This window comes from Acinetobacter sp. P1(2025), from assembly GCF_051390655.1.
Classification (GTDB): Bacteria; Pseudomonadota; Gammaproteobacteria; order Pseudomonadales; family Moraxellaceae; genus Acinetobacter; species Acinetobacter junii.
In genome coordinates this window covers 1-21355 of the sequence record NZ_JBPKBJ010000038.1, presented here as the reverse complement: position 1 = coordinate 21355, position 21355 = coordinate 1, and the positions used below count along the sequence as shown (strand labels likewise).

Annotated in this window: 15 protein-coding genes, 4 pseudogenes and 1 CRISPR repeat array; of the genes and pseudogenes, 15 read left to right on the top strand and 4 right to left on the bottom strand. The window is 37.2% G+C overall.

Translation table 11 applies throughout. From position 1 onward, the window contains the following. Window positions 1-53: 53 nt before the first annotated feature. Both ACSC97_RS11010 and ACSC97_RS11005 read right to left on the bottom strand, forming a co-directional pair. Window positions 54-626 carry a flavin reductase family protein gene (locus tag ACSC97_RS11010; protein WP_436660937.1) on the bottom strand — a complete coding sequence of 191 codons (573 nt, stop codon included), beginning with the start codon at window positions 624-626 and terminating at the stop codon, window positions 54-56. 58 nt (window positions 627-684) lie between these two features. After that, window positions 685-1704, bottom strand: coding sequence for an AraC family transcriptional regulator ligand-binding domain-containing protein (locus ACSC97_RS11005; RefSeq protein WP_436660935.1), 1020 nt, complete (start codon window positions 1702-1704; stop codon window positions 685-687). A 279-nt stretch (window positions 1705-1983) separates the two neighbouring features. Here ACSC97_RS11005 and ACSC97_RS11000 point away from each other — a divergent pair, with 279 nt between their 5' ends. The 12 genes and pseudogenes from ACSC97_RS11000 (at window position 1984) to ACSC97_RS10945 (ending at window position 11406) form a co-directional block, all read left to right on the top strand. After that, window positions 1984-3000 (top strand): lipase family alpha/beta hydrolase, encoded by a 1017-nt coding sequence (locus ACSC97_RS11000; RefSeq protein WP_436660933.1) that lies wholly within the window; start codon window positions 1984-1986, stop codon window positions 2998-3000. Between the two features lie 66 nt (window positions 3001-3066). After that, window positions 3067-3444, top strand: a pseudogene (locus ACSC97_RS10995) (lipase secretion chaperone); the annotation flags it as partial. Between the two features lie 58 nt (window positions 3445-3502). Next, window positions 3503-3979, top strand: coding sequence for a helix-turn-helix domain-containing protein (locus ACSC97_RS10990; protein WP_004677047.1), 477 nt, complete (start codon window positions 3503-3505; stop codon window positions 3977-3979). Beyond that, window positions 3975-4514: an IS630 family transposase gene (locus tag ACSC97_RS10985; RefSeq protein ID WP_112987680.1), complete on the top strand. Its 540-nt coding sequence runs from the start codon at window positions 3975-3977 to the stop codon at window positions 4512-4514. Before ACSC97_RS10990 ends, ACSC97_RS10985 begins: the two co-directional genes overlap by 5 nt. A gap of 7 nt (window positions 4515-4521) precedes the next feature. Next, window positions 4522-5178: pseudogene (locus tag ACSC97_RS10980) on the top strand (lipase secretion chaperone); the annotation flags it as partial. Window positions 5179-5250: 72 nt separating this feature from the next. Further along, window positions 5251-6027: an alpha/beta fold hydrolase gene (locus tag ACSC97_RS10975; RefSeq protein WP_436660930.1), complete on the top strand. Its 777-nt coding sequence runs from the start codon at window positions 5251-5253 to the stop codon at window positions 6025-6027. A 37-nt stretch (window positions 6028-6064) separates the two neighbouring features. Next, window positions 6065-7053: direct repeats of the CRISPR family, unit length 28 nt; unit sequence TTTCTAAGCTACCTATGCGGTAGTGAAC. Between the two features lie 288 nt (window positions 7054-7341). Then, the gene (locus tag ACSC97_RS10970; protein ID WP_168153914.1) at window positions 7342-8070 is read left to right on the top strand and encodes a HesA/MoeB/ThiF family protein; all 729 of its coding nucleotides are present in this window, start codon (window positions 7342-7344) and stop codon (window positions 8068-8070) included. Between the two features lie 57 nt (window positions 8071-8127). Continuing rightward, window positions 8128-9426, top strand: coding sequence for an ABC1 kinase family protein (locus ACSC97_RS10965; protein ID WP_004911757.1), 1299 nt, complete (start codon window positions 8128-8130; stop codon window positions 9424-9426). Window positions 9427-9452: 26 nt separating this feature from the next. After that, window positions 9453-9833 carry a dihydroneopterin aldolase gene (gene folB / locus ACSC97_RS10960; protein ID WP_004911755.1) on the top strand — a complete coding sequence of 127 codons (381 nt, stop codon included), beginning with the start codon at window positions 9453-9455 and terminating at the stop codon, window positions 9831-9833. Continuing rightward, complete coding sequence (locus ACSC97_RS10955; protein ID WP_436660927.1) at window positions 9790-10224, top strand: 2-amino-4-hydroxy-6-hydroxymethyldihydropteridine diphosphokinase; 435 nt, start codon at window positions 9790-9792, stop codon at window positions 10222-10224. The genes folB and ACSC97_RS10955 overlap by 44 nt, the downstream gene beginning before the upstream one ends. A gap of 33 nt (window positions 10225-10257) precedes the next feature. Then, window positions 10258-10809 carry a DUF2799 domain-containing protein gene (locus ACSC97_RS10950; protein WP_436660925.1) on the top strand — a complete coding sequence of 184 codons (552 nt, stop codon included), beginning with the start codon at window positions 10258-10260 and terminating at the stop codon, window positions 10807-10809. A 139-nt stretch (window positions 10810-10948) separates the two neighbouring features. Further along, window positions 10949-11406: pseudogene (locus ACSC97_RS10945) on the top strand (hypothetical protein). A 63-nt stretch (window positions 11407-11469) separates the two neighbouring features. On the opposite strand, the gene coq7 reads toward ACSC97_RS10945, so the two are convergent. Further along, window positions 11470-12105, bottom strand: a complete 636-nt coding sequence (gene coq7, locus ACSC97_RS10940; RefSeq protein ID WP_004911746.1) for a 2-polyprenyl-3-methyl-6-methoxy-1,4-benzoquinone monooxygenase — start codon at window positions 12103-12105, stop codon at window positions 11470-11472. 3 nt (window positions 12106-12108) lie between these two features. Then, window positions 12109-13431 carry an MFS transporter gene (locus ACSC97_RS10935; RefSeq protein ID WP_004953941.1) on the bottom strand — a complete coding sequence of 441 codons (1323 nt, stop codon included), beginning with the start codon at window positions 13429-13431 and terminating at the stop codon, window positions 12109-12111. A 162-nt stretch (window positions 13432-13593) separates the two neighbouring features. Between ACSC97_RS10935 and ACSC97_RS10930 the strand changes: the two genes are divergently transcribed. The 3 genes and pseudogenes from ACSC97_RS10930 to ACSC97_RS10920 form a co-directional block, all read left to right on the top strand. After that, window positions 13594-16308: an autotransporter assembly complex protein TamA gene (locus ACSC97_RS10930; protein ID WP_436660922.1), complete on the top strand. Its 2715-nt coding sequence runs from the start codon at window positions 13594-13596 to the stop codon at window positions 16306-16308. A gap of 46 nt (window positions 16309-16354) precedes the next feature. Next, window positions 16355-20860 carry a translocation/assembly module TamB domain-containing protein gene (locus tag ACSC97_RS10925; protein WP_436660920.1) on the top strand — a complete coding sequence of 1502 codons (4506 nt, stop codon included), beginning with the start codon at window positions 16355-16357 and terminating at the stop codon, window positions 20858-20860. A 131-nt stretch (window positions 20861-20991) separates the two neighbouring features. After that, window positions 20992-21243 (top strand): annotated as a pseudogene (locus ACSC97_RS10920) (DUF4124 domain-containing protein); the annotation flags it as partial. Between the last annotated feature and the right edge of the window lie 112 nt (window positions 21244-21355).

Genomic DNA, 21355 nt, shown 5'->3' with positions numbered 1-21355 from the left:
TTTATATTATTCATGTGAGAAGCGCTGCTAAGTGCATCGCTTCTGTGTTTGATTTACTCTGCTTTCACTTCTTCGCCAATTAAATAAAACGTACCACCAGCAATATAGTGTAGGCTTTTGAGGTTTTTATGCTCTTCCGAAAAATGCCAGTGACCATCGCGGAAAACACGCGTATCAGCCCAAGCAGCGATAACAGAGCCTATAAATAAATCATGGGTTTGCTGATTGTGCGGTTCTGGTATCAGCTTGCATATTAGCCAACCAATACTTCCACTGACTAATGGTACAGAATAGTTTTCTTGATAAAAGACTTCAGTTTTACAGGTTTGTAATTTCTCAGGATCATCAAATTGACTGATGTTTCCAAGCTGATGAACCATGTTGAGTTGTTCATAACACGGAACCTGTAATGCAAAATAGCCACTTTTCTCCACGAGTTCTCTCGTCTTCGTAGTTTTGTCTAAAACCACAGTAACTTTTGCTGGAGAAAATTCTAAAGCACATGCCCATGCTGCTGCCATAACATTGACTTCATCATTATACTGAGCAGAAACAAGTACAGTTGGACCATGATTAAGTAAACGATATGATTTAGATAACTCGACGGGTGCAATGTATTGATTCATTACTTCATGTCCTAAAACAGCAATTCAAATGTATCTATATTTGATTTTAAATGAAGGCTTATTCAAGCGCCCAGCGTTTAACTGCGCGATTAAAACTTGAAGTTGAAGCATAACCTAATTGTTTTGCGATTTGATCTTTTGAGGCGAAGGGGCTTAACATCAATTTCTGTGCCTTTGTTTTGCGTACATCATCGTATAAGCTCTGAAAACTTACAGATTTTTCTTGAAGCATTCGTTGTAAAGTTCTTTTGGTAAGGTTTAATTTTTGAGCAACTTGATCAATTCCAATCAAGCCCTCGATTGGATCATCGATTAGCTGTTTTACGCGATATAAAATATCCTGTGTAGTAACTAATTCATCGAGTTCTTTTTGACAAAGTTGTTTAAACTTTTCTGAAGTTAAAGGGTCCGAAAGACTCAATGGCATTTCTAGAAATTTAGCTGAAGCAATTAATCGAGTACAAGATTCTTCAAAAGTAATGACTTCAAAAGTTGAGTCTAAAATGTCTTTAAACCTTGAAAAATAAGCAGGATATTTACATTGCAAACTCAAACTAGGTTTAAAGCTTGGAATAAAAAAACGAACTAGATGAACAAAACCCGTTAAAAAGAAAATACAGCTAAATTCGTACGATTGGCGATCTGATATATCTGAGAAATTAAGCAGAGAAGGTTCATACACAATCGTGTAGTAAGCTAAATCATCGTGGATTTTAAAGTCTAATTCAACAAATGAGCATTGAATACGGACAAATTGATTGATTGTTTGAATCGCTTCAAAGGCATTCTTTGAAATCGCAGCAGTGAAACCTAATAATCCGTGAGAACTGATTTTTAGATGAGTTCCTGCATAAAAGCCAATACCTTCTTCTTGAGTTAACTCGATTGATCGCACAATTACTTTTTTAAATGAGGATAAACTTATTTTGTGATTGAAATCATTGAGTTGTTCTACATCTACACCAGTTCCCCAAAATAACTCTTCTGCAGATATATTCCAATGCGATACAACTTCGCTTAATAAATGCACATAAGAACTGCTGATAAAGTGATGATTATAAAGGCGAGGAATGCTCATGATGTTATTCAAAATCCATTTTAAAACTCATCTACTAAGCAGTGACCTTAATAGAGCTTAGTGATTTTGAAAATGTACATTCATCGGATTTTTGTGATTCAGATTAATTTTTGGCGTCAATTGTTATGATTTTGGCGCATTTTGTTTTAGTCTAAAAATCACACAATATGTATAGGGAGTATAATTCTGCTGTTCTTTCGTTTTCGCTAGAATGGATCTAGCAACGAAGTCTATGGACGTATTTGTTGTAATAAAAATGAAAAATGCTAGGAGCAAAAAGTGAAGAAAAAATATTTAAGTGCGATGACGTTAATGGCGGGTATGCTAATAAGCAGTGGATCTGTTGTTCATGCAGGTCTATTTGATTTCTTAGCGCCAAAAGCTTCATGGCAAAACTGTGATGTAAATTCTTGTACGGTTGGTGGCAGTACCAATGTCACGTCTAGTTATGCAAAAACAAAATATCCAATTTTACTGGCACATGGTATGGCTGGTTTTTCTGCTGTAGGCCCGCTGCAATATTGGAATGGGATTACTGAAGATCTAGTTGGAAATGGAGCTAATGTCTTTGTCGCGCAACAGGCATCTTTTAACTCTTCTGAAGTGCGTGGAGAGCAATTGCTTATACAAGCCAAACAAGTATTAGCAATAACTGGTGCACAAAAAATCAACTTGATTGGTCATAGTCATGGTACGCAATCAGTTCGTTATGTGGCTGGTCTTTTACCTAATAAAATTGCATCTGTGACTGCTGTGGGAGGACCTACTAAAGGTTCTGATGTTGCAGATGTGGTATATGACTTTTCAAAATCACCAGTTGGAACTATAGCAACGCCAATTATTGCTGCTGGTGTGAATGCATTTTTCTCGTTGGTCGGGATTGGTTCTGGGCATTATTACGAACAAGATGCTTTAGCGGGAATGTATTCATTGACCACTCGTGGAGCCGCTGAATTTAACCAGCGTTTTCCTGATGGAGTACCAACAACAGCTTGTGGAACTGGGATAGAGTTAGTAAATGGTGTTCGTTACTATTCATGGAGTGGCACAGGAGTACTTACAAATGTTCTTGACCCATTTGATTATGCACTGGCAGCAACATCATTACTGATACCAAGTGAAAACGATGGTCTTGTTCCAAGATGTTCAAGTCACTTAGGAACGGTTATTCGTGATAACTATGCGTTTAACCATTTAGATGAAGTTAATCAAGTGTTAGGACTAGTGGGTTTTCTACAAAATCCTGTAACACCATATCGAATTCAGGCAAATCGTCTCAAAAATCAAGGCCTCTAAATTTAAGGGGGGAATGATCATTCATTCCTCCACATTTTTTAATAATGTTTAGCAAGAGCATGGATGATGATTGGTAAACGTATAAGTTCAAAACTTTTAATCTTTTCTTTAATTAGCATTTTGTTGATCGTTCTAGGTCTGATTTATTGGTTTTTTAAACCCGAAGCAGGATTAGCACAATCTAGAAATAGTGACAGTCAATCACATAACGTCACAGAAAATGATGCATTAGCAATGAGTGACTCAAAGAATACGACACTTCCTACATTAGCACCTTCCTTAAAAGGAACGGAGATAGACTGTCCTATACAAGTAGATGCTAATGGAAACTTGGTATTAACAGTAGGTATCCGTAGTTGTTTTGACTATTTTTTTTCAAGTTTAGGGGAGAAAACAGAAACTGAACTGATTGCAGATATACGACAATATTTGTCTGCGACGTTAAGTTGACAAAAACAACTAAACATGCGAAAAGACATTTTTGGTTAAACGATGTTTGCACATGCCACGGATTGTTACCGTCCCACTCAGCTTAGAACAGCGTGCACAACTAATTCTCCTGACCAAGCATGCAGCACATTGGCGTGAAAGACAACGTGCCCAAACCATTCTCTGGCTTTCCGAAGGTAAAACTGTTGCCGAAGTTGCTGCGTTACAAGAGCGTATCCCAGAAACCATAAGGCTACAACGCCGACATTGGGAGCTACATCAGTTTGAATCGATTCAAGAAGGTCATCGCTCAGGCCGTCCCAATACACTGACCTCAAACTATCAGGCTCAAATCTTAGAGTGGGTCAACACAAGCCCACTCAATGCAGAACAAATCCGAGTCAAACTGCATGAAAAACACGGTGTGTCCGTGTCTGTTGAAACTCTTCGCAAGTTTTTGCGAGATTCAGGCATGGTCTTCAAACGCACCCGCCACAGCTTGAAAAAAAAGAGACCCGACCGCATTTGGACAAGCGCAACAGCAGATTGAAGCATTACGTGAGCAAGCGGCACGTGGTGAAATTGTATTGGGCTATGTCGACGAAACAGGATTTTCGGCTACGCCAGATAACCGTTATGCATGGACAAAGATAGGCGATGTTCATGCGGTTGATGCTGTAAGACTAAAGCGAGTTAATGTGATGGGTTGTCTGCTGTCAACGGGTCATCTGATCACCAGTTGCCTACAGGAATCCGTTAACAGTCGCTGGTTTTATGCCTATTTGATGGGTGTAGCAGCACAGGTGAAACGCAGCTATCAAGTTCCTTTGGTGTTGATTGTTGACAATGCCTCGATTCATTGCAGCAAACAGATGGTAGATTGGCGCAAGCTTCTTGTACAAGAGTATTCAACGACTTTGTATTTTCTACCTGCGTATAGTCCTGAGCTGAATAGAATTGAGATGGTTTGGAAGCAGATGAAGTATAACTGGCGGGATTTTAAGGTGATGAAGGCAGATCAAATAGAGCGTTGGGTTGGGCAGATTTCAAAGGGTTTTGGTAATGAATACATGTTTACTTTTTAGTTGATACTTACCAGCTCCAGCAGCGAAATATGCAGCATATTTATTAGAGCAATATGTTGGATATATGCATACTTTACAAAATGCAAAACCCAGCGGAAATTTCAAAACGGCAGATGTTGAAGAATTAGAAAAGATCATTAACCAAATGCACAAAATTCAACAGCAATTTTTTAATGCTAAAGAGATAGAAGCTTTGTTTGGTAATGAACGTAATTTAAATAAATTTAATATCGAGCAATTACGAATTCATGCAAATAAAAACTTATCTACTCAACAAAAGGCAATGGAGCTTGCTAAGTTAATCGACCAACTTCCACCAACTTTAGCTGACGGAGTTAGAGTGTCTATGCAGTTTTCAGAATTGCAACAGCTCACTCAAGAAATCAAAGACAAGGGTGGTTCTCCGCAAGAATTACGTAGTATGAGAGAAAGCTTATTGGGGCCAGAAGCTGCAGATCGTTTGGAAAAAGTTGATCAGGAGGAAGCTGTTTGGCAAAGTCAGGTAAATAATTATTTAATAAAACGTGATCAGATTCTAAAAAGCGAAATGACAGACTTAAATAAACAACAAGCGATTAATCAGTTACGTACAAGTTCGTTTCAAAATAAAGAAGAATTACTTCGTGCTCAATCCTATGAAATTATGCATGATCAGAAAAGATAGGATGAGTCGGGTAAATGAAAAGACTACGTTTTCGTACAGCAATTACATAAGTTGATAGAGAAGGATCTCCGAATGTGGAATAGAGCAGAAGCAGGAACAGGCAAACCATTGGTTTTGTTACATGGGATTGGTATGTCTAATAAAGCATGGAGTCCGGTAATTCAGCAATTAAGTAAATCTAGACGAGTCATTGCATTTGATGTAGCTGGTTTTGGCGATAGTCCAAGTCTTGGTGCATCGGTTCAACCTACAATTCATAATTTAGTTAGTGCCTTAGAGCGTGAGTTGAAAACTATAGGTATACATGAACCTGTAGATATTGTTGGAAATTCAATGGGGGGATGGATGGCACTAGAAGCTGCACGTGTTGGATTAGCAAGTTCCGTCGTCGCAATTTCACCCGCAGGTTTGTGGGATGAATCCCCAGCACATGTAAAGATGGTATTTTTTAGTTTAAGAAATGCGATTAAATTCATGCCTAATATATCAAGACAGATGATGGGATTTGCACTGTTTCGAGAGTTGCTTTTATCTATCCCGATAGGAACTGGAGGTCGAAACATTTCTAGAAAAGATGCTTTGAACTCGATTGATGATTTTTCCAAAGCCACAGATTTCGATAGAACATTCGCAAATGTTGGACGTTTTATCGGGGGCAAAGATATTCAAGTTCCTTTAACTATTGCCTTTGGTACAAAAGATTGGCTTTTGAGAAAGAAGGACTGTCAAAATAAATCTGAGCTGCCAGACCATGTAAATTGGCTAGAACCTAAAGATTGGGGACATGTCCCAATGTGGAAAGATCCACAAGGCGTAGCGGATTTGATTCTTAAGAATATAAGTGACTAGGGTAACCAAATCAATGGGTGGTATCTTTGTTCAAAGTGTCATAAGCAACCTATGCGGTAGTGAACACAGACGAGATGAGATGCCGTTCACTGTAGCTTTTCTAAGCTACCTATGCGGTAGTGAACTTATTGCCTCTGACGATTTGAGGTTTTTGTATTTTCTAAGCTACCTATGCGGTAGTGAACCGAAGAACTATCGCAACGAATCATGAGAGCTTTTTCTAAGCTACCTATGCGGTAGTGAACCTTGCAATTCGGACTGGTGTAATCTTCGGGATTTTCTAAGCTACCTATGCGGTAGTGAACTTTGAAAGCGGATTAATTCGAATAGATTTGTTTTTCTAAGCTACCTATGCGGTAGTGAACCGACTACATATGGCGATTACATCGAATTTCGCTTTCTAAGCTACCTATGCGGTAGTGAACATGGGACATCCGTTCCAGTTTCTCCTGCAACATTTCTAAGCTACCTATGCGGTAGTGAACATGAGAATAATAAAGGCAAAGGGTGACAGCATTTTCTAAGCTACCTATGCGGTAGTGAACGTATCAGTGTGAAAAGCTAACCCGTGATTTGATTTCTAAGCTACCTATGCGGTAGTGAACCTAAAACAGAAGAACATCAAACACAAGAAAAATTTCTAAGCTACCTATGCGGTAGTGAACACCAAGCAGTAAAGTCTAATTCCCAATGTATGTTTCTAAGCTACCTATGCGGTAGTGAACCCAGCAGGTGTACGTTTCTTACTTGTATCGATTTTCTAAGCTACCTATGCGGTAGTGAACAGTACGGTCATTTGTTGTTTTGTCTTCTTGGGTTTCTAAGCTACCTATGCGGTAGTGAACGCACAGGAGGCGGAATTAGTGACAATCCATTTTTTCTAAGCTACCTATGCGGTAGTGAACGCTTCATAAGGGTGATACAAGTCCCCTGTTATTTTCTAAGCTACCTATGCGGTAGTGAACATGCGATATTCACGCATATACAAATGTCGATCTTTTCTAAGCTACCTATGCGGTAGTGAACAATAAAATATACCTAAAATTTCAAAATAAAACATAGAGTTATTTCTAAAAAAATAAAATAACCAAAGTTTTAATCTTAAATCATAAGTAATTGATTTTATTATGCTGTTAAAGAGTGCCTACAATATTGGGTTAAAACCTAGATATAGTCAAAGCCAAAATGCATGTATGAAAAAAATTATCTTCCATTAGTACATTCATATACTTAAAATCTAAAGTCTTTAGAGCTAGCAAGAGAATCAGTGTGTCAATTCATCCAGAAAACGAATTTGAATTAACTAATGATGAAATGCATCTTTATAGTCGTCAAATCTTACTTGATGGTTGGGATATTGAAGCTCAAGAAAAATTAAAATTAGCAAATGTACTGATTATTGGAGCTGGTGGAATAGGGTGTACTAGTGCGGAGCTACTCGCACGAGCAGGCGTTGGAAAAATCACGATTGTAGATGCTGATACAATTGAAATGAGTAATTTACAACGTCAAATTGCGTTCGCTCCAAATGATATCGGTCGCTACAAAGCCGAAATATTAGCAAAACACTTACAAGTGATTAATCCGCACATACATGTTAGCTATAAAAACATACGATTTGATGAAACGAATGCTGATGATTTAATACAGCATCAAGATGTAGTGTTGGATGGGTGTGATAACTTTACGACACGTTATTTAGCCAATGCGATCTGTAAGAAATATCAAGTCCCTCTAATTAGCGCTTCTGCAATCGGATTTGAAGGACAAATGTTCATGGTGGAGTCAGATTCTGCTTGTTATGAATGTCTATTTCCTAAAGAAGATCACGCAAATGAGGGTATGCGTTGTGCAGAGTCAGGCGTGTTAGCAACAACTCCTGTAATGATAGCGTCATTACAAGCACATCACACATTGCTATTTCTAGGCTTGGGATTAACACCACTGAAGCAAAAGCTATTACTCTGGAATGGTTTAAATCTATCGCAACGTATTCTTAAATTTGAAAAAGATGCAAATTGTCCAGTTTGTCGGGCAACTTAAACAGTAAAGTTTCTGAAATTTGCTAAACTAATGCCATCTATGAGGCAATGAAAGATTATGAAAAGAAATATCTTATTTGATGGATTGCGTTCTGTTGCACGGATAGGTGAAACAGTGATTGTTGCTGCACAGGCAGGTGTGAAATATGCAACTGAGAAGCCAAGCAACGCAAAACTAATGCGTGAGACATTTGAGTCGCTAGGTTCTACATATATTAAATTGGGTCAGTTTATTGCAAGTACACCATCACTATTTCCTCGTGAATATGTTGAGGAATTCCAAGGGTGCTTAGATCAAACACCAACTTTACCGTTTAGCTATATCCAAGAGGTACTTGCTGAAGAGTTTGAAGGTAAAAACTTGAATGAAATTTTTAGTTTCATTGATGAAAAACCATTAGCTTCAGCTTCTATTGCTCAGGTGCATGCTGCAAAACTTGTGACAGGTGAAGATGTCGTACTAAAAGTACAAAAACCAGGTGTTGAAACCATTCTTTATACTGACTTAAACGTCGTACATTGGGCGACTAAGCTGTTAGAGCGTGCAGTTCCAAAAATTAAATTTGCGTCATTATCTGAAATAGTAGACGAAATCAAAACACGCATGGTGCGTGAAGTGGATTTTATTGAAGAAGCACAAAACTTGGATGACTTTGTACAGTATCTCAATGTTTCGGGCAATCAAGCTGCAACAGCGCCAAAAGTTTATCATCAGTTTTCAACGCGCCGTGTTTTAACGATGCAACGTTTATATGGCGTATCTTTGACTGATTTTGATGTGGTAAAAAAATACGCTAAAGATCCAACTCAAGTATTAATTACAGCGATGAATACGTGGTTTGGTAGTTTAATGCTATGTAAGAGTTTCCATGCTGATTTACATGCTGGAAATTTAATGTTGCTTGAAGATGGTCGTGTTGGTTTTATCGATTTTGGGATTGTAGGTCAATTAAAACCTGAAGTATGGACGGCTTGCATGGCATTTATGGATGCTTTACAGCATACCAATTACGCTGCGATGGCTGAAAATATGCTTAAGATGGGGATGACGCATCATAAGATCGATACTCAAGTCTTAGCAGATGATTTAGAACGTTTATTTAGTGGTGTGCTGTTGGCAGACCCTCAAGAAATTTTAAGTTCTAACCCTGCTGATTTGAATGACATCATGATGGACATGATTGGGGTTGGTGAGCGTCATGGCATCAAATTCCCGCGTGACTTCGCTTTGTTATTCAAACAAATGTTATATTTTGATCGTTTCATGCGAGTTTTAGCGCCTTATACTGATATTTATGCTGACCAACGTTTGAAAATGGTTCACAATATTGAACCTGCTTCATTTCTAAAGCATTAATTAAATTATCAGTTTATTGGGTCATTATGGATGCCATTATTATAGAAGGATTAAAAGTTGATACGGTGATAGGGTGTTTCAATTGGGAGCGCCAAATCATTCAACCTTTAATGTTAGATCTAACCATTCATAATGATCTTAATCAGGCTGCACAATCTGATGAGCTAGACGATACATTAAACTATGCACAAATATGTGAACTAGCTGCTCAAGTGATTCAACAAGCAAAACCTAAGTTAATAGAGCATGCAGCACAGTTAGTTCTTGAAAAATTATTTTTAGTATTTCCCTCGATTGAGTCAATTATTATAACAATTCGTAAACCCGCAATTATTGCACAAGCCAATGCAGTAGGAATTCGCCTTGAACGCAACAGAAACGATTTTTGCGCTCGCACTGGCGAGTAATGTTCAACAGCAGCAGAATTTCACTTTTGCATATGCTCAGCTTGCGCAATTAGGAAAAGTGGAATTTTCAGCGATTTATCAAATTCCTTGTAGAGATGCCGTAGGTGCAGATTACTGGAATTCAGCATGCTTATTAAAAAGTGAGCTGACCGTGGATGAAGTCTTGGATATTCTAAAGTATCTTGAAACCCAATCAGGTCGTGTTCGTCCATCTCATTATATTAGTTTGGATATAGACGTTATTGCTTGGGGGAAAGATTTAAAGCATATGCAATTCAATCCTAAAAAATTACCATTAGCAAATGATGTTAAAATTCCATTGCTTGAATTGTGGCAGCATGAAGCATTAAATTATGATGACAAGCTACAATATCCAGTCATCAAAATATAATTTTAAAGATTACGATAATAAAAGGACTCATTAATGAAAGTCATTTTCCTGCTTACAACATTATCATTTTTGCTTTCTGGCTGCGCAGCAATGAGTGTTGAGCAATGTAAAACTGCAAATTGGTTTAATGTTGGTGAGAAAGACGGTTCAGCAGGTCGTGAATCTAGACTTGATCAATATTATTCTTCGTGTCAAAAGGCAAACATTACTCCGAATCAAAACTTATATGAAAAGGGTTATCAGAAAGGATTAAATTTTTATTGCCGTCCAGAGACAATCTTTGATGAAGCTTTGGAAGGACGTGGTGATTATCGTGTTTGTCCGATTGAAAAACGTGATTCATTACGTACATATTATCAAGTAGCACATGAATACTACCAAGCTAATTCTGAGTTTGAACGTTCACAGACAGATATTAGTTATTATTTAAAGGAATTAGAGCGTAAAGATTTATCAGTAAAAGTTCGGGATGATTACAAAAGGCGTTTATATGATCTGCGTTTAAATAGCAGCAGAGTTCAGTATCGTTATCAAGATGCAGTAAGAAATCTCGAGCGATTCAAAGCAGAGCGCGGATTACAGTAGTTCATTAAGAAAACTTGGTATATATAAATAGAACCCATTGAATAAATGGTTTTTATTTTTTGATTCAACAATTGTGATACATACATGTTGAGTTTATCAGTGTTTGAATAACTCTTATAAGCTTTTAAACGGTAATAATATGAGAAATATACTTCTTGTTTTGTCAATTCTTCCGAGTATCTTGATCACCAATCAAGCTTTTGCAATTGATGAAAATATAGACACCAATTAGAACAATCAGGTTGTACTCAGCTGAGTGAATTGCAAGGTTGTGATATAAGAAAATCTAAACAAGAGAATATAAAAGCAGGATTTGTAGAAAATAATACACAGGATGCACTGGAAGGTAAAAGAAGTGTTGAACCACAGTGGATTGCTGAAAGAACGGATGGGAAGATACTTGCTAGTATCAAAATTGATGATAAAGAGCGAGTATGGGTGAATGATTATCGAGTCATTGCAATTAAGAAAAAAGGTCAATTAACTTTTAGGCAGGGAAAAATTAATTACACGATTTTCACGGATCAGGAAAAAGGATCTGAAAGTTTCTGGTATGACCGTTACTCAAAAGATAAAGGAAAAATTGTTTTGCAATAATTAGTACTATTTTAATGAAGTGTAGGGAGTTACATCATCGCAACTCCCAGTATTACACAAATTTTAAAGGTAATAACTTGTTTTAGTCATCAATTTTGAGATGGCTGTCATCGTGATTTTAACAGGCACAGGAAGTTCTACGCCGCCAGCATTTAATGCAGTTTCGCGATGATGCAATTCATCTTCATTCATTTGTTCTAAAATTTTACGTGAACGTTCATCATGAGCTGGAAGCTGCTGTATATGCTCTTGTAAGTGCTGGCTGACTTGACGTTCTGTTTCAGCAACAAACCCCAAGCTATATTTATCACCTGCAATGCCTGCAATTGCACCCATACCATAAGATAAACCATACCATATCGGATTTAAAATACTGGTATGACTGTCTAATTCTTTTAAACGATCTTCACACCATGCTAAGTGGTCTTGCTCTTCAAGTGCTGCTTGTTGCATTTCTTGTTTAACATGTGGAAGCTTTGCTGTCAGTGCTTGTCCATGATAAAGCGCTTGAGCGCAGACTTCTCCGCTATGATTAACTCGCATTAATCCCGCAACATGACGAGCATCGCTAACACATAACTGTGAAGGGGTTTCTTCTGCAGGATTGTTGCGTTGTGATGTCGTAGCACCAGGAACTAAGCTGCGTAATGCTTGGTCAAATGAATTGATCATCTTATCGAGACCTGTGTAATGACGCATATATTAATCCTCTAGAGTATGGGGAGCATTCGCTAACAGAGGTTGTAAGCGCTTCAATAACCAAATTGAGAAAAAAGCACTTAAAACGGCTGTGATGATAAATAAGATTTTAATATCAATTTTTAAAATGCTTAAGATTAAAATTGAAAAAATTGCTGAACTGACCATGAAAACAGCATTTAGAATATTGTTTGCAGCAACGACACGAGCACGATGTGAACGTGGTGAATATGCTTGCATCATGGCATATAGAGGAACGATATAAAATCCACCACTAATTCCAAGTAGCGTTACAGCGATCATGACATGGTAGTAAACCAAACCTTGCGTAAACATATCTTTTAAATTAAGAAGTTCACCAGTGCGTTCAGGTACAAATGCAAGACTTGCAGCTAAGTAAAGTGCAAATACAGTCAAACCAATTGCGCCATAAGGAACCATCTTGATATTGATGTCACTGCCACCGATCTTACGGCATAGTAATGAGCCGACACCGATCCCGACCGAAAAGAAAGTGAGTAATAAGCTTACGACATTTTCAGATGCATGAAGATTTTGTTGAGTGAGTTGGGGGATTTGAGTGAGGTACGTCGCACCATAAAACCAATACCAAGAGTTTCCAAGTAGAATCATGAATACAACAGGAATTTTTTTTACATAACTCAATGTCTGAAAACTGGTTCTAATAAAATTCCAATCAATTTTTAAATCAGGAGATGCAATCTTTTGCGGAAGAATAAAGCGACTGCTTAAATAGCCTAAGCAGGCAATCGTAACAACTGTGACACTAATCCACAATAAATTACCTTCTGAAGATGCAATAACAGCACCACCTAAGATCATGCCGAGTAAAATTGCGATAGAGGTTCCAGATTGAAACAGTGCGTTTCCTGACATTAACTCATTAGGTTTTAATATTTCAGGCAAAATGGCATATTTGATGGGACCGAAACAGGTGGAATGTGTGCCCATTAAAAATAAAGCAAAAAGCAAAAGCCATAAGTTTCCGAGCAAGAAACCTGCTGTACCAATCAACATGATCACGATTTCAAGGATTTTAATAAAGCGAATTAGTTGTGAACGTTCATATTTATCCGCGATTTGTCCAGCAGTAGCAGAGAAGAAGAAATAGGGTAAGATGAATAGCAAGGCGGCTAAATTATTTAAAGTGCTAATCGGTGCGCTTTGTTGTTGGATCCACCCATAAGTTATGACCAAAAGCAGTGCTTGCTTATATACATTATCATTCAATGCCCCAAAAAATTGAGTGAAAAACATCGGGACAAACCGACGTGATGTCATTAAGTGGTCATCTTGTTTCATCATGTGTTCACTTCATTGTGTTTTATAAAAAAAATGTGACTTACTGTAAAAATACTAGAAAATGCATGTATGATACTTTCAATGTTTGATTGGATGAAAATCAAAGATTTGAAGAAATTTTCACCCATCAAAAAAGATAAATTAAAAATAAGTTTAGAGTTTCACATGCCATCTAAAGATAAGTTTAAACAGTCAACACTGGTTCATTCTATGCATTTAATATTTAAAATGCAGGGATTTCCTAAACTTATTTGTAGTAGTTTTATAATTAGTTCTTTTATATCAGTTGCTTGTGCTCAAGAGCAAATTGCTGATATGTTTAAAATTAATTCAATAGAGACACCATCATCTTCTGATCAAACATTACAAACTTTAGTTTCGGCGGATGTGAATGTATCGGCAACAGTAGAGCCATCGCCTGTAACTGTTTCAGAATTAGATAGTCTCGCTGCATTAAAACAACAAGAACAAACAATCAATCAAATTGAAGAATTAAAACCTATACAGTTCGATGAAAATCTAGAGGATTTGCCAGTAGTTTCAGTTGATCAGAACATGGCAAACGAAATCTATCGTGTTGCAGAAGAAGCTAAAAATGAAGCTAAAAACTATCGAGCAAATGCCACACAAACCACAGTCAATGATGTTTCTCAAGCAGAACTGACAGAAATAACAAAAGCACCTGTAAACATCAATCAATTAATGCAGGAAATTCAGGCTGATAGTAAAATTGTTGTAGAAGCAAATGAAACTGGGAGAACATTAGCTGACTTCCAAGCTAGATCTGAACTAGCACCAGAAAAAGTTGGATTTTTTAAGAAAATTATTAATCGATTCAAACCAGAAAATATTTTAAATGCGGACAAAGTGCCTCGTATTAGTGCAGATGTATCTGGTGCGCCACCTGAATTGGCAGCAAATATCAAAGCGAAACTTTCGAGTTTTACGCAAGAATCATTTGATGATTTTGCAGTAGCTTTACCTCAATTACGTGCATTATCAAATCAAGCAGCTCAAGCTGTAGGATATTACAATGCAGAGTTTAAGTTTGAAAAAGTCAGTGAAAGTAAAGTTAAAGCCAATGTTACACCAAATGAACCTGTAATTATCAACGAGCAAAATATAGACTTTACTGGAGTTGGTGAAAATTTACCTCAGTTTCAAGTTATTCGCTTAGTTCCGATCCAAGATGAAAAAGATATTTTTAATCATGGAAAATATGAAGAGACCAAAAGCAAAATTGTCAATACTGCTACAGATAATGGTTTCTTCGATGCATACTGGCGACTCCATGATGTGAAGATTAGTCAACCAGAAAAAATTGCAGATATTAATTTAAAATATGAAACAGGCGAGCGATATAAACTTAAGAAAGTTGAATATCGCATGAGTGATCCAAGTAAGCCTTTACCACTCACTCAAAAAGTTTTAGACAGTTTGGCACCTTGGAAAGAGGCTGATGATTATGCTTTTTGGCGTGTGAATCTATTAGCAAATAACTTAACGAATACACGCTATTTTAACTATACCTTGGTTGACACAATTAAGCCTGATCCAATTCAACCACCTTTAGAGCTTCCTCCTGATTTGCAAGCTTTAGTCGATCAGCAACGTATTCAAGAATCTCAATTATTAAATAGTCAACAAAAAGCAGATTTAGCTAGGCAGAAAGTCACATCCTCTCAAGAGGTTACACAAGATGTAGTTGATGAATCCCAGTTCTCTGGTGGTCAATCTGCACAGCCTTATGCATTGGCTAGAGCGATGCCACTTGCTGATGACCATGATGATGAAGAGGAAGAACGTCAAAAATTAGAAGAACAAACTCGTATTGAGAAAAAAATTCCTGTAGTCGTGACTTTAAATGCAGATCGATTGAATAGCTTAGAGACGGGTATTGGTTACGGAACTGATACGGGTCCCCGTATTCGTAGTCAATACAGACGTGCAATCGTAAATAAATATGGTCATGCATTTGATGCCAATATTGAGCTTTCACAAATTCGTCAATCAATCGATGGTCGTTATAGCATTCCATATAAACATCCACTCAACGATTACTTTAACTTAGTTGGTGGTTATGAGCGTGAAGAACGTGATGATATTGGTCCTGATATAAATCTATTGGTTGAATCAGCAGTTTTAGGTGGAGAGCGAATCATTAAGAATCCTCTTGGTGATTGGCAACATACGATGGGTTTTCGTTATCGTCTAGATCGATTAACAAAAAAAGGTGATGTCAATGTTGACGAATTACCTGATGCATTTAAAGTTTCAGGTATTGATTCAGAACAGGAATCATTGTTATTCGGTTATGAGGCATCGAAAACGAATGCAAACTCTCGGTTAAATCCGACAAAAGGATTTAAGCAAACTTATAAAGTCGAATTGGGATCAGAATCCTTATTATCTGATGCTAACATGGCTATTTTAACTGCTGGATGGCGATTTATTTATTCATTAGGTGAAAATGAAGATCATCAGTTTGTAGGTCGTGGCGATGCTAGTTATATTTTTACCGATGATTTCAATAAAGTTCCTTATAATTTAAGATTCTTTACAGGTGGTGATCAATCATTACGTGGTTTTGACTATAAAAGCTTATCACCTGAAGAAGATGGCTATAAAATTGGTGGTCAAGCCCTAGGTGTTGGCTCATTTGAATATAATTATCAATTTAAAGATGGTTGGCGAGCAGCCGTATTTTCCGATTTTGGTAATGCTTATGATAAACAATTTAGCAACCCTACAGAATATAGTATAGGTGTTGGTATACGTTGGCGCTCACCAATTGGTCCAATTCGACTGGATGTCGCTTCTGGTATATCCAACGACAATAATCCAATTCGTTTACACTTTTTTATTGGTCCACAACTTTAATAATCTTAAATAAAACCTATTCAAAGGTTAAAAAATCAGGTTGATTATGTCGGAAGTAGAACAGCAATTAACGCCTTCAAATGGACCGAAAAAACAGCGTCATACGATTAGAACTATTGTTTTAGTCCTGTTAATGACTCTTGTAGTACTTATCAGTTCATTACTTGTCATGATGTCTATGGATAAAGGCAGCCGTTTTCTACTTGATCGTGTTTTGCAAAGTCAAAAGATGATTCGTTATGAATATGAAAGTGGTAATTTACTTTCAGGAATCATTTTAAAAAATGTTCTTGTCCAACTGAAAGCTGTAGATGTTTCGCTTGATCGTGCTGATGTATCTTTGGGTTGGCGTGCAGTATTCAAAAAAGAAATACATTTAAGCCATGCTGATGTTCAAAATCTAAAAGTTATTAATAAAAAGCCACCATCAGGAAAGCCATTTGCATTTGATGCAATCAAGCTTCCTTTTGTATTAAGAGTTGATGAGGCGAATTTAGATCATTTAGTCATTAAGACAACAACATCTGAAGTGAAGTTTAATGATATTTATTTGAAAGATGCCCTATGGTCAGGTACCAAATTAGAGTTTGAAGACTCACATATGGACATGGGATATTTGGCTGTAAAGAATGCGACAGGTCAGATGGATTTTAGTGGTAAATATCCGATTGATGCAAAAGCTGATCTTATTATTCCATCTCTTAAAAATTTAGATATCAATGTCATAAAGGTAGTTGCTTCAGGTACATTAGATACGCTAAAAGCAGGTGTAGCAACGCAAACACCAGATTTGCTCACAGGCTGGACTGTTTTACATCCAGTACGTGATGGTGTGCCAATGCAGGGCGAGCTTTTATTCAAAAACTATCATTTGCCTTTATTAAAAGAACAAAAATTATTTGCTAAAGATGGTGTTGCACGTTTTAACGGTAACATCAAAAAACTTATTTTAAGTTTAGATACCGATCTTAAAGGTAAGCAAATTCCTGAAGGGAAATATAATGCTTTGATGGAAACGGACCTTAGAAACCAGTTAAATATTCAGGATTTTAACGGTCAGGTGATGAATGGTAGCGTTTCACTAAAAGGGATTGTAAGTTGGAAAGATCATGTTGCATGGGACATTAAAGGTCGACTTGATCGACTTAATCCTAAAAATAAAATCATCCCTCAGGTAGCTCAGGACTTTTTGCCACCAACGTTGGACGCAAATCTGAGTTCAATTGGTTCTATGGAAAAAGGGTTGGCATTGAATGCACAACTGGCTTTTGATCAATACGAGACTTGGAATGTAAAACTTAATCAAGCAAAAGCGATATCCAATAAACCTCAACCGATGTTAGTTGATATTGCTTGGCAAGGAATTGATCGAGCAGTGCCATATATTGGTTGGCTAAGTAGTGATAATGGTCAAACCAACATTACACTTAAAGAAGGTCAGCAAGATATCTTTGTTTCGACTACTGTAAAGCCACATGAAAAAACAGTATTGCCAACGGGTAAATATGATGCTCGCTTAGATGTTAAAGATAGTTTGTTAGATATCGAAAATTTTCGTTATCAGGCAGAAAATGGAAGCTTATCGGGTCTAGCAAAAATTAAACTTCCGACTGAAAAACAGCAACTCTCATGGAGTGCAACGCTTAAAGCAGATAATTTCAATCCACAAACTGTAGCTACAGCTGCACCAGTAAATTTATTAAATGGACAAATTGTTGCTAAAGGTTTTGCTAAACCAAATCAGCAGATTATTCAATTTGATAATATTGATTTAAATGGTCAGTTAGCCCAATCAAATACATCTGAAAAAATTGCACTTAAAGGAAAAAGTACAGCAGCTTTAATTTTCCATGATCAAAAAAATGGTGGTGGATTTAAGAGTTATGCAGTTCAGTATGATGGTTCATTAAATGCTTTAAATCAGGCAAATGGATTATTAAAAATTGATGTTGCTGGCACACCAGATTACGTCAAAATTAATGAGTTAAAGCATGATGGTGTGGCTGGTAAATTATTTGCAACAGGCTCAGTCAATCTAAAAGATAAATTAGGTTGGAATATTGAAACCTCATTAGTTCGTTTCAAGCCCCAATATTTTGTTTCAAGTGTCAAAGGTGAAATTTCAGGACATGTCAAATCACAGGGTGTGTGGTCTGATGACCTAAAACGAGTTGATATACGTCAACTCAATGCGGCAGGTTTTATTAACAATAAACCAGTTCGAGGACGAGGTAATTTAACACTTTTGCTTGATTCAAATCAAAAAGGGTTCTTACCACAACAATTTGAAGCAAATGATTTATTTTTTGCATATGCACAAAACCAATTACAAGCAACTGGTAATGCACAAAGTTTAAAAGTTAAATTAAACGCACCAGCTTTGTATGAAATCTATCCCGGATTGCATGGTCGAGCGTATGGTAATTTAAATATACAATCTCAACCGAAACTGAAAGCAACAGCAAACATCGCTGTAGATAATTTTGCATTTAATAACCTAGTTAGTATTAAGTCATTACGTGTGCAAGGTGAACTACCAACTTCAGAGACCACACCAACGATTTTAACTGCGAAGGTAAATCAAGTACGCAATGGAAATCGTGAAATTGAAAATGCAGTTGTGAATCTCGCTGGTACTCGCAAAGCGCATTTGTTAAAAGTTGAAAGTAAAAATAAGCAGTCTAATTTTTATGTTCAACTCGCAGGTGGATTTAATCAAAACAACGATTGGTTAGGTCAGTTGCAAAAAGGTAATTTCACTTCGCGTAGAATTAGTCTAGTACAGAATCAAAGTGCGCCGATTATATATACCTCATCTGCGGCTGAACTGTTTGTGGGACAGCATTGTTGGTCAAGCTCTCATAGCCAGTTATGCCTTGATCAGGCTGCACGTATAAGTAAAACTAAAGGAAATGTTTCTTTTCTCACAAAAAATCTTGATTTAAATGATTTTGCTGCATTTATGCCAGAAGGTTTAGCTGTTACAGGACAGTTAAATGGTTATGCACGTGCATCATGGGCAAATGGTACGCGACCAAAATTAGATGCGACATTAGTAACCCGTAAAGGTGAAATTGGTCTTGCTGCTGCTGATCCCCAAGATCCTGCAACAACCGTCACTTATGATGAACTTAGTTTGATCGCAAAAAGCGTTGGTGAAGGATTGTTATTCAGAGTGGATATGAAAACACCTGATATTGGAACAGGTTATGCCAATGTGATTATTAATCCATTCCAAAGCAATATGCCAATGCGCGGTGAAATTGCTTTTGATGAAGTTCAGCTCAAAGTATTTAAGCCATTTATTAAAGATGTACGTTCTATGGCTGGCACCTTATCGCTTGCTGGAAAAGTGGACGGAACTTTAACACAACCACAATTTACAGGTGAAATGCGATTGAAAAATGGCGCTATTAGTATGATTTCATTACCTGTGAATTTAAATAATATTCAGCTTTACTCTTCGATTCGACAAGATTCAGCAAGCATAGATGGTGCATTTAATAGTGGACAAGGTGTAGGTCGTTTAAAAGGTAGCTTTGACTGGAAAAATGATCCTCATTTAGCATTAACACTTAAAGGCGATAATCTATTAGTTCGCCAAGCACCAATCATTACAGCGATTGTTAAACCCGATTTAAGCTTGGATGTTTATCCATTTGCTCAACGTTTAAGTTTAAAAGGTACGATTGATGTTCCTCGTGCTCGCATTTCCATGCCAGAAAGTTCAGCAACGGTGGTGAATGTTTCACCTGATGTACGTGTGGTGCATCAAGGACAAGATCTACTCGCTACTTTAAAAGCAGCGAAACCATGGGATATCCGAGCTGATATGACGGTAAATCTAGGGAATCAAGTTATTTTCCAAGGCTTTGAAAGTAATATCCCATTGGTCGGACGTCTACATCTGTCACAACGTGGTTTAGAAACAGCCATGCGAGCAAATGGTGCAATTGGTGTAAGCCAGAAAGTGAAGATCGAAGCTTATGGTCAGAGTCTCGACTTGAATCGTGCAATTGCTCGTTTTAATGGACCTCTTGCAAACCCAACCTTAGATATTGATGCAAATAAACCTGTACAAGGAAGCATGGTTGGTGTGCGTGTTACGGGTACAGCGACCGTCCCTAATGTTCAAGTGTACAATGATGCAGGTCTGTCTGAGCAAGAAGCACTCAATGCATTATTAACAGGACGTATTAATGAAGGTGGTAGTGGTTTAAGTAACACTGAAGGATTCAAATCTGATGTTAATAATACAATCGCTGCCGCTGGGATCAGCATGGGTTTAGGTGGAACTAGAGCTTTAACGAATCAAATTGGACGAACTTTTGGCTTAAGTGGATTGGCATTAGATGCTCAGGGAACTGGCGACGATACCCAAGTGAGTTTAACGGGTTATATTACTCCAGACTTATTTATCCGTTATGGTATTGGTGTATTTACACCTGTCAATAAATTGACTTTGCGATATCAAATGAATCGTCGACTTTATTTGGAAGCAAGTCAGTCCTTAGAACGAGCTATCGACTTATTCTACAACTGGCGCTTCTAGATAAACTTTATAAAACCTGCCTTGTTTAGATAAGGCAGGTATTTTTATAGTACTTTTACAATATAAATGTGATATTATTATATATAAGTAATTGAAAAATATAGATAAATGACATTTTTTGGGGAAAGGGGATGAAATGTGTCACTTTTAGTCAGCTTTTGGCAATCGTTAGTATTGGTTTGATGAGTAGTTCATTTCAACTTAATGCGAAAGAATACTACAAATGGGTAGATGCGAAGGGTGTAACTACATATTCAGCGACACCGCCACCCACCAAGAAACAAGAGCCTCAACTTGATACATCCAAACAAAATATGATGGTTGGAAACACAGCCAATCATGCTGTACCAACCCAAGTTCAGGCTCAATTGGTTAAAGAAACGTAAGCGTCCGCTGAACACACCTTATGAATTCATCCTATAAGCCTTAATTTAGTCCCCACTTAAAAACAAGTGGGGACTAAAATTTATGACTACAAATCACCAGACATCCATC